Genomic DNA, 8477 nt, shown 5'->3' on the forward strand with positions numbered 1-8477 from the left:
AACACGATCTGCGCCTCGGTAAACTTCGTCTTTTTCATGGCACGTGTCTCTTGGTTTTAAGGTACGACAAGTGCCTGATTCCTCTACTTTACAGCGGTCCAGTTTGCTGGGAGGAGGTCAACGTAATTTTATAAAGCGTAGATATGTAGCCATTGACTTAGTTATGGCTACCCATACTAGTATGAGTAAAGCAGTAAACTTGACTCAACTTACACATAGTGGATAGCCAGTCCTTTAAGGCTGCCGCTTCCGCATATTAGTACAATAACCATTAGAAATATCCAAAAACGTGCTATCAACTCATAGATAGCACAAGCATAATATTCCCTCAATATAATTATACATTAATATTATACAACTATTTACAGCAACTCTTTCCTAGTTGATGATTGAAGGGAGAATTCTACTATAAATAGACTTCAATTGTATTCTCTTTAAGGCTAACTGTTATAATGTTCTGTATGGTATTAGCAAAACAGGACTTTTTCCAAACTAGGACCTTCTAGAAAGTCCCGGGGTCATCTTGAAATAGTTGCTTAACATAATGTAGCTTATACCCCCGACCTCGGAAAAGTGACGGTTTTGGCCCTGCTGCGCGGCACCCGGCCGGCGTGGTACTTTTAAGTGCTGATAGACCTTTATAATTCTTATCAAGCCTGTATACAGTTTCAGGCTACATACTCGTTTTTCCTATTCAAAATCTTCCATATAACTCCTTTTCTATTCCATATGAAACAGCTTTTCTGTACTAGTGTGCTCATCGTTGGCAGCCTGTGGGGTGCACAAGCACAAGGCATTCGGGTTGGTCTTCGTGCCGGCGCTAATTACTCTACGGCAACGGGAGCAGACACCAAGAATCTAGAAGGTTTATGGGGCCCAGCCGGGGGGCTCGTGGTGAATATTCCTCTTACTACTGATGGTTTTTTCTCTTTGCAGCCGGAAGTAGGCTATGCGCGCAAAGGTTATAACAGGCTAGCCGTTCCTGGGATTTCCTCAGGGGCGCGACTCTTCTTACACTACCTCAACGCCCCGTTGCTGGCCAAAGTAAAGGTCGGCGGCTGGCTCGCCGAGGCCGGCCCGCAAGTCGGATACCTGCTCGACGTCAAAGACCGCAATCCTACCGTCGATCCGAGTCCTGACAATCGCCCTAATCGCCTCGCTCCGTACCGGCGGTGGGAGTTAGGATATGTTGCAGGCATCGGCTACGAACTCAAAAACGGTCTGGGAATCGGCGTGCGCTACAATGGGGGTTTCACCCGGATACTTCAAGAATCGGTTACAGTGCCGCTCACACGCTCGCACAACAGTGCCTTCCAGTGTCAGCTTACCTACTTGGTGACTCGTCGCTAAACCGTACATACTTAGCACGAACTGCTTGGCAATTCCGGCTATTCCCCGCCATAATATCTTCCAAACGGACGTTAAAAAAACGTTACTGAGCCTTTTTACATACCTATTCCACCGCTGCGGCTGTGCTGCTGACCGGCCTGACGCACGCGCTGCTGGGCCACCTGGCGCTGCGCTTCCTGCTCCAGCTGTGGGTTGAGCTCCTTGACCAGCCCATAGAAGCGCTTCACCTCCTGGTGCTGGGCCTGGCTCCCTTCCACCCCGCGTTGCAGCCCCAACGGGGCCACCTTTGCCGCAAAGCTGGGTGTTGTTAAACAAATAGGGTAAAACCTCCGAATCCGTGGCCAAATGGCCCTGTCGCTCGTGATAAGGTGCAAAATCGGCGTAAAAGCATCGAAAACCCGATAGTATTACATGCACCTTAACGCAATCAAAAGTGGCTAGCAAAAACGAACGTTAAGACTATCGTTTTGCCCACATGACTGATAAGATGCTGTCATACAGAGTGCTAGCTGGTAAAACTAGGCGGCTATGCGTCCGAGTCGGAGGTTTTACCCTATTTGTTTAACAACACCCTTTTTTTAAAAGATGCTACATCCTACAAGACGCACCCAAAAATCCGTATTCACTTCATTTAAGGCCATTTTTGGATCTTGAAAGCCTACTGAGGGAAATACTTTTTGACCACTTTAGGATTGTCGCGCTTCAAATCCCAATAGCCCGTGGTCAGCCAATCCAGCGCCCGCTTTTTCTTGGCCTGCTCCTGCTGCAGTAGTACAACCTGCGCCTCAGCTACCGCTTTCTGCTGCCAGAGGTAGGTGCTCAGGCTGACTAGGAACAACAGCAACGCAATCACGCCCAACCCTAGCCGGCCGCTGGTAAAGCCCCACACTTCCCCCACCACGGGCACGCTGCGCGGAATCCGGTCAATCACCTGCTGCAGCTGCGCCATGCCCGTGGTGAGCGTGTTTTCCACCTTCGCGGGCGTGGCCAGGTGCGGCTGGATCGCCTCCGCTACGCCTTGGTAGTTGATGGTAAACCGCACCTCCTGCTTCACCTTGGCCAGCACCTCGTCCAGTTCGGCCCGGCTCACCGGCCGGCCCTGCTCCAGGCTGCGCTTGTTCAGCGCCTCGATGCCGCGCCGGAGCGCGTTAATGTCTTGAAGTAGCTCTTGCATACGTCATTGCTGAAAAGTTAATCCCCTATCTCAAAGCCGCAGGACTGCTGCTTGCTCGGTTGCTGCTGCTGGGCCTGCCGCTCTTTTGCCTGGGCGTACTCGGCCGCCAGCTTGGCCAGCGCATAGCCCTGGCCCACCTGCTGCCACACCTGGGCCGGGTCCTGGCCTAGCTCCCGGGCCTTGGCGAAGCCCACCTCCAGATTGCCCGCGCTGTACTCGCGGCCCACCTGGCTGCCCTTCACCCGGTGCCCGTCCTGGGCGAACACCACCCCGGCCGGGCTCCCGTCCTTGCGCCGCGTCAGCTCCAGCTCGATACCTCGCGGGCGCAGCGCCTCGCGCAGCTCGTCGAAGCTGCGGGCCTGGCCCGCCGTGTAGCTCAGGGCACGGCCGATCTCCTGCCGGGCGCGGCTCCAGTCGGCCGACTGTTCCTCTTTCGGGGTCGTGGCCTGCTGCTGCTTCGGGGTCGGGCCGATCTCGCGGGCCTGCTGGCGGCCTACCTGGTCGGCCACGATCAGCCCATATTCCTGCTCGATACCCTTGCACACGTCCACGCTCCGGGAGCGGATAAACTGGTCACTCACCGTCTGCCCATCCAGATCCACCCGGTTCACCACTAGGTGCATGTGCGGGTGGGTCTTGTCCTGGTGCCGCACCACGGCCCATTGCGTGTTCTCCGGGTCTATTTTCAGCCCCTTTAGGTAGTCCTGGGCAATGCGGCCCATCACTTCGTTGCTCAGCTTCTCCTTTTCCTCGACCGGAAAGGCCAACGCGACGTGCAGTACCGCCTTGCCTAGTCCGGGACGCATGGCCCGCACCGCGTCAAAGTCCGCCGCCATGTGCGCGGCGCTGTCCGTGCGCACCCCGTGCGCGGCCAGCACCTCGGCCCCTTTACCGGGGGCCTGCTCCTGCAGCACGTACCGGCACATGGCCCCGAACGACTGGTTTACTTTCACCTTGCCAATCATGATGCCTCGCCCGTCAGCCGCTTCAGCAGCTGGTGCATCTGCCCGAGTACCGTCGTGGCCCCGGTGCGCTGGTCCTGCCCCAAGTGGGCCAGCTTGGTTATCTGGTTCAGGTTCGCCGCCATGCCGGCCAGCTGCGCCAGTTGCCGCGCTTCGTCCGGGGTCGGCGGGGCCTGCAGTTTCGTGGCCGTGTTCTGTTTCCGCCACACCGACCGCAGCACTTCGCCCTGGCTCAGCTGGTACCGCTCGGCCTCCTGGGTCAGGCGCTCGTGCTCCGCATCGGTCAGCCGGACGCTCACGACGTGGCGCTGTTTCTCGGCCAGTGGGCTAGCCTTCCGGCCTCCTTTTCGGGGGCGGTGGGGAGTGGATTCAGGGGCGGGTAGGTCGGCCATAGGGAGGTCCCCGAAGGGGCAAGTGTAGTGAGCCCAACGGGCGAACGGGTTTTGGGTATTGCGCGAAGCGCGATGCACAAAACACATCTTGCGAACCACGCCAGAACAGCCCCGTCCGCGCCTCAAGGTACGGTTTCTTCCCCTACCGCCCATGCCTGTGGTGCACTATTTCTTCCGGGGTACTATCGTTCTCCGGACTTGATGAGCGAGTACTTTTCGTGTTTAACTCCTTTCGCAAGCCACCGCCTATCTTCGCCCCACTTGCACGGTAAGTCACCCAGCCGGCTTTGTCTGAAAAGACGAAGTCCCGGCTGCTGTAACAACCGGGACTTCAGGAAGTGGGTGGATCAAGCACCCTTACTCCCAAGCGAAAATGGGTAAACGTGCAAAGGCGAAACCAGCTGGTCAGACTAACTGGTTCCGCATCTCCCTCGAGTTGCTCAAGGCAGCCCTGGGGGGAGCAGTTCGAGCCGTGATGAGTCACTGGCTCGGGCATCCGTAGGATGACGGCGATCTGGGCTTCGGCCCGGGTCGCCGTTTGTACGTGCGCCGGTGTTTTTCGGACAACGCAAATATAGCCCCTTTACGGCATTCACAACCGCTCGCTGACCTCTGCCTATCCGGCAGCCTGTTCGATGCGCACAGCGGTGCACTGGGGGCATCGGGTGTGCAGTTGGGTAATGGCCTCGGGTAGCACCGTGTTCGTGTCAATGCGGCCCTGGTAGAGCGCCAGGCTCCAGGCATTGCCCGAGCCGACGGTGGCCTGTAGGAACTCCCGGGCCTTAGCCTTCGTGAAGGCCTCATCGCTGTAGGGCTCGATCTGGTAGAACTTCACCAGCACGGTGCCCAAGGGGGTATTGGTTAAGCGGAAAGTATGGTCAGCCATGGCACAAAGTACGCCTAGAGAGCAGAAAACCGCGTCAAACGGCCCTTTTTGGAGGCCTAGGCAGTATAATTAAGTATTTGATTGTCAAGGGTTTAATACCAATTTGTGCCGCGCCCAGTGTCGAAGGGCTTCTTGTTTGCTTTGCTTGTTTTTTGGTGACGGGCTGCTTTCTGTGGCGTGGTAACTACCCTTCTAAAAGCCCCTCGCCCGCACGTTCAAATATTTGTGACAATTCTTTTTCAATACTTGTTATTTGAGGGGCTTGTAACCCATTGAAGCACAGGTAATTGAAGCACCTAAAGTTGTCAAAAACTCCAAATAGGTTGTCAAAAACTCCGTGAAAGTTGTCAAAAACTCCGTGGATAGTTAGTCTAAAGTTGTCAAAAGCTCCGTGGATAGATTGGTTAAAGTTGTCAAAAACTCCATCAAAGTTATCGGATTTATGTTGCCGGTTGTTTTAGAACGGCAACTTTATATATTTGCTCTATGAAACCAGCTCACAGCGTTTTAGAAGGTGCGACCCTTTGGCAAGACAATGCTCTAACCGTCGCTCGCTATGAAATGACGGCATTAGAAAAGAACATTCTTTACATGGTGATGGCTAGCATCCGTAAAGACGATGCACCGAACACGATATACAAAGTGTCAGCCAAGGAGTTAATGACGCTCACGGGTGAGCAGGTTCGGGCATCTGACCTGCAAAAAGCGACCAAGAAGTTAATCACTCGCTATTTTGAAACGATTCTGCCTAGTGGTAATATGCTACAGGCTACGTTCGTAGCATCTGCCGAATACATCACGGGCCAAGGGATAATCGAGTTAGAGCTAAGTCAGAAAGTGCGGCCACTGTATGTAGAGTTGAAGGATCGCTTCACTACCCTGCAGTTGCATACAGCTCTAACCTTGAACAGCAAATATGCCAAGCGACTGTATGAGTTGTTCTCGATGTACAAGAACTTGCCGGATAAGACCTTCCGCATTGACGTACAGGAACTGAAGGAGCGTCTGGACCTCATCGACGCCAAAACGGGCAAGGACCGCTATGAAAAGTGGACTCACTTCAAAAACCGGGTGCTTGACCCAGCGGAACATGAAATCAACGGTAAGGCAGACCTTTCATTTAGTTATGAGCCTATCAAACGCGGCCGTAGCGTGGCGCAGATTGAATTTACGGTCCAGTACCAGCGCAGTGCACCGATCGTAGCCTACGAGGGACCAAATGCGGCAGTATTTGGGCGCCTAACTATGCACTTTGGTTTGCGTCAAGACCAAGCAAATAAGGTACTCAGCCTGCACCAACTAACCGACATCAACAAGAAACTACATCAGATCCAGATTCGGATAGTCAACAACGAACTGGAAAACATAGGAGCTTACACCGCTAAAATCTTCGGGGTATAAACATTCGCTGTCCTATTTGCCAAAAACGCGTTGCCAGAATCCTTTGCGCTCCGGCTCCGCCAGCCGAGCGGCAATACCCTCGACCATCTGGGTGAGTTGCTCCACCTGCACCTGCAAATCGCGAGGGCTGGCCACCGCTTGTCCGGTTGCATCAGCTTGGGTGAGTTGGCCCTGAGCAAAGCCGCGCACGTCGTCATTTAGGTATTGCCCCAAAGTCTTACCGGCGCGTTCAGCCGCCTTCTCCATGACAGCCCGGGTTTCCCGCTCTACTCCACGGATTGACCAGGTAACGGCCGTACTACTGGCTGGTTTCGGCGGCCTCCCTCCCTTCTTTGCTGTCTTACTAGCTGTAAGACGCTTTCCCTCAGTATTTTCACCCTCTGTAGTACTAGTACTGGTTTCAGTAAGACTGATTTCTGGGGCTGTCTTACCATTTTCAGCCTCTGTAAGACCTATTTCGGAATCTGTCTTACTCATTGAAGTTTCTGTCAAACTAGAATTGGACTGCATAATCGATGTGTCAGACATAATGTGTGACGCATAGTTACGTCGAAAACTTTGGTATTACATGGTGTCTTACAGTAGGCCAATGGCCTACTGGCTCCTGTTAAAGCCTTTCTTTCAATTCCTTATCCATGAAGCGTTTTCACAGCACATCCCATGAGCGGTAGGTATCCACCTACTCGCTTGTATGAAACCATCCAAAAAACGCTGGGCCTGGACGGCTCGGCAACGGGGCCGCTGCCATCACCGGCACGACCACCGCATCAGTTCCCCTTCGCCGGCATTCCTACGTAGCCACTGGCACCAGCACCGCGCCCGCACCCGACAGGTGCTGCATCAGATACTGGCTGGCGACGAGGGCCACATAGTCTTTCCCTATCAGCCCCGCCACAGTGGACATTATGATTGGGCCTAAACAGACCCGACCCGCTGCAACAGCGGGTCGGTCTTAGACACCTACCTTGTGAGCCACAGATTTCTCTCTGATTGTTCAACAACATCTCTTATTATACAATCAGAGATGTTACAACGAAATCTTAAAAAGTGATTTACAAACTGGTTATATTACACTACATATCAAGTAACTATCTAGGCTACCATTGCCTACACTAATAATATTGCTAACGTCAACAACGATTTCACAATCGTTGTTGACGTTAGCAATATTACTTAATCGCCATGATTAACAGTTTTAACGAGACTATCTTGACCAAATGTTATGGCAACCTCACTAGAAGCGAACTGGTGTGGCTCATATAAAAATACAGTATAATCTTTTTGCTGGAGCCTTTTATCATATGGTCCCATGATTGAAAACACTTCTTTTTTAGTCATTCCTCTAACAATTTTATACGATTCTTTTTGATGCATTTTTCCTTTGCGAGCAAGTGGGCTTAGGGTGAAATTATACACCAAGGCTAATATGAAAAGTAATATTATCCCGAAACCTACAGTACTTTTTTTCATGTTATAGAAATTTAAGGGCACCGTTGATTTATAAGATTGGGGTCATTATTACGAGTGCGGTGTGAAGCACCCGATTGACTCTGTGGTTGTGTTAGAAACTGAACTACTAACGATGTAAATGAACTAGGCTGAGCCCTAATCTGAGAGATATACAACTCGTAGAAACGATACCCAAGGCTATTTGAGAAGTAATCCTGATGGTCATAAGCGCTTTGTTCACTGCCCATTCCCTGAATTATTTCAATGCTATTTCCAGCAAACGGCCCTTGGTATGCAACGACAAGCATATGCCGTAAATCTATGATTACATCAGGATTTTGAGGGTCCCTAATGTACCGGATTGAGGGACCATAAGGCAAACTTATCATAGGTCCCATGCGTTGGTAGCCTCGCTGTCCGATAATATCTGAACGTGTCAAGCCATTGTTAGCATTAGCAAAATCCTGAATAGTACCCACGTTGCCATGTTGAAGAGCATCATCAGGGTGAGTATTTCGTAATTGACCACAATCGTAATCCAACACATCAGGTGGAACTTGTGCTGGAGTCAAAACGAGTTGGGGGTCGATATACTCCAGTTGCGCTGGAATACCGATCCAAGCACCATTCCAAGGAGAGTACACATATAGATAACCATCGTTGCCCATTATTTGCTGATAGGGCTCTGGAGGACTATCACTGACAAACTGAGAATACGTTGATATATTACCATATACCGTTGACCTCCTCCCAATTGCTGGACCGGCTAGAAGTAGAGCATCAGGCGGTTTGACCTCCTCCCAATTGCTGGACCGGCTAGAAGTAGAGCATCAGGCGGTTTGAAGCTCGACAGTAGCGGCGGC

10 protein-coding genes are annotated in these 8477 nt (G+C 52.2%); 2 read left to right on the plus strand and 8 right to left on the minus strand.

The window, feature by feature from the left end; genetic code table 11:
- Window positions 1-729 precede the first annotated feature (729 nt).
- On the plus strand, window positions 730-1350 hold the full coding sequence (locus FY528_RS20890) for a porin family protein (protein ID WP_149072949.1): 621 nt from the start codon (window positions 730-732) through the stop codon (window positions 1348-1350).
- A gap of 95 nt (window positions 1351-1445) precedes the next feature.
- Here FY528_RS20890 and FY528_RS20895 read toward each other — a convergent pair whose 3' ends face one another.
- From FY528_RS20895 to FY528_RS20915, 5 genes are all read right to left on the minus strand, one after another.
- A complete protein-coding gene (locus tag FY528_RS20895; protein WP_149072950.1) occupies window positions 1446-1625 on the minus strand; it encodes a hypothetical protein in 180 nt (59 codons plus the stop codon).
- A gap of 383 nt (window positions 1626-2008) precedes the next feature.
- Entirely contained in the window at window positions 2009-2524 is a 516-nt protein-coding gene (locus FY528_RS20900; protein WP_149072951.1) for a hypothetical protein, read from the minus strand.
- Between the two features lie 17 nt (window positions 2525-2541).
- The gene (locus FY528_RS20905) at window positions 2542-3489 is read right to left on the minus strand and encodes a relaxase/mobilization nuclease domain-containing protein (protein WP_149072952.1); all 948 of its coding nucleotides are present in this window, start codon (window positions 3487-3489) and stop codon (window positions 2542-2544) included.
- Window positions 3486-3878 carry a plasmid mobilization protein gene (locus FY528_RS20910; protein WP_187632234.1) on the minus strand — a complete coding sequence of 131 codons (393 nt, stop codon included), beginning with the start codon at window positions 3876-3878 and terminating at the stop codon, window positions 3486-3488. The genes FY528_RS20905 and FY528_RS20910 overlap by 4 nt, the downstream gene beginning before the upstream one ends.
- A gap of 616 nt (window positions 3879-4494) precedes the next feature.
- Window positions 4495-4764 carry a hypothetical protein gene (locus FY528_RS20915; RefSeq protein WP_149072954.1) on the minus strand — a complete coding sequence of 90 codons (270 nt, stop codon included), beginning with the start codon at window positions 4762-4764 and terminating at the stop codon, window positions 4495-4497.
- Window positions 4765-5250: 486 nt separating this feature from the next.
- Here FY528_RS20915 and FY528_RS20920 point away from each other — a divergent pair, with 486 nt between their 5' ends.
- A complete protein-coding gene (locus FY528_RS20920) occupies window positions 5251-6165 on the plus strand; it encodes a replication initiation protein (protein WP_149072955.1) in 915 nt (304 codons plus the stop codon).
- 12 nt (window positions 6166-6177) lie between these two features.
- On the opposite strand, the gene FY528_RS21390 is transcribed toward FY528_RS20920, so the two are convergent.
- The 3 genes from FY528_RS21390 to FY528_RS20935 all read right to left on the minus strand — a co-directional run bounded on the left by FY528_RS21390 (window position 6178) and on the right by FY528_RS20935 (window position 8282).
- Entirely contained in the window at window positions 6178-6693 is a 516-nt protein-coding gene (locus FY528_RS21390) for a hypothetical protein (protein ID WP_187632235.1), read from the minus strand.
- Between the two features lie 645 nt (window positions 6694-7338).
- On the minus strand, window positions 7339-7635 hold the full coding sequence (locus FY528_RS20930; protein WP_149072956.1) for a hypothetical protein: 297 nt from the start codon (window positions 7633-7635) through the stop codon (window positions 7339-7341).
- Between the two features lie 11 nt (window positions 7636-7646).
- The gene (locus FY528_RS20935) at window positions 7647-8282 is read right to left on the minus strand and encodes a hypothetical protein (protein WP_187632236.1); all 636 of its coding nucleotides are present in this window, start codon (window positions 8280-8282) and stop codon (window positions 7647-7649) included.
- Between the last annotated feature and the right edge of the window lie 195 nt (window positions 8283-8477).

It is taken from the genome of Hymenobacter lutimineralis (assembly GCF_008271285.1).
Taxonomy (GTDB): domain Bacteria; phylum Bacteroidota; class Bacteroidia; order Cytophagales; family Hymenobacteraceae; genus Hymenobacter; species Hymenobacter lutimineralis.

What these genes read in the sequence shown, in the direction of transcription:
- FY528_RS20890 (WP_149072949.1), top strand. Translation starts at nt 730, where the DNA reads ATGAAACAGCTTTTCTGTACTAGTGTGCTCATCGTTGGCAGCCTGTGG.
- FY528_RS20900 (WP_149072951.1), bottom strand. Translation starts at nt 2,524, where the DNA reads ATGCAAGAGCTACTTCAAGACATTAACGCGCTCCGGCGCGGCATCGAG.
- FY528_RS20905 (WP_149072952.1), bottom strand. Translation starts at nt 3,489, where the DNA reads ATGATTGGCAAGGTGAAAGTAAACCAGTCGTTCGGGGCCATGTGCCGG.
- FY528_RS20910 (WP_187632234.1), bottom strand. Translation starts at nt 3,878, where the DNA reads ATGGCCGACCTACCCGCCCCTGAATCCACTCCCCACCGCCCCCGAAAA.
- FY528_RS20915 (WP_149072954.1), bottom strand. Translation starts at nt 4,764, where the DNA reads ATGGCTGACCATACTTTCCGCTTAACCAATACCCCCTTGGGCACCGTG.
- FY528_RS20920 (WP_149072955.1), top strand. Translation starts at nt 5,251, where the DNA reads ATGAAACCAGCTCACAGCGTTTTAGAAGGTGCGACCCTTTGGCAAGAC.
- FY528_RS21390 (WP_187632235.1), bottom strand. Translation starts at nt 6,693, where the DNA reads ATGTCTGACACATCGATTATGCAGTCCAATTCTAGTTTGACAGAAACT.
- FY528_RS20930 (WP_149072956.1), bottom strand. Translation starts at nt 7,635, where the DNA reads ATGAAAAAAAGTACTGTAGGTTTCGGGATAATATTACTTTTCATATTA.
- FY528_RS20935 (WP_187632236.1), bottom strand. Translation starts at nt 8,282, where the DNA reads ATGGGCAACGATGGTTATCTATATGTGTACTCTCCTTGGAATGGTGCT.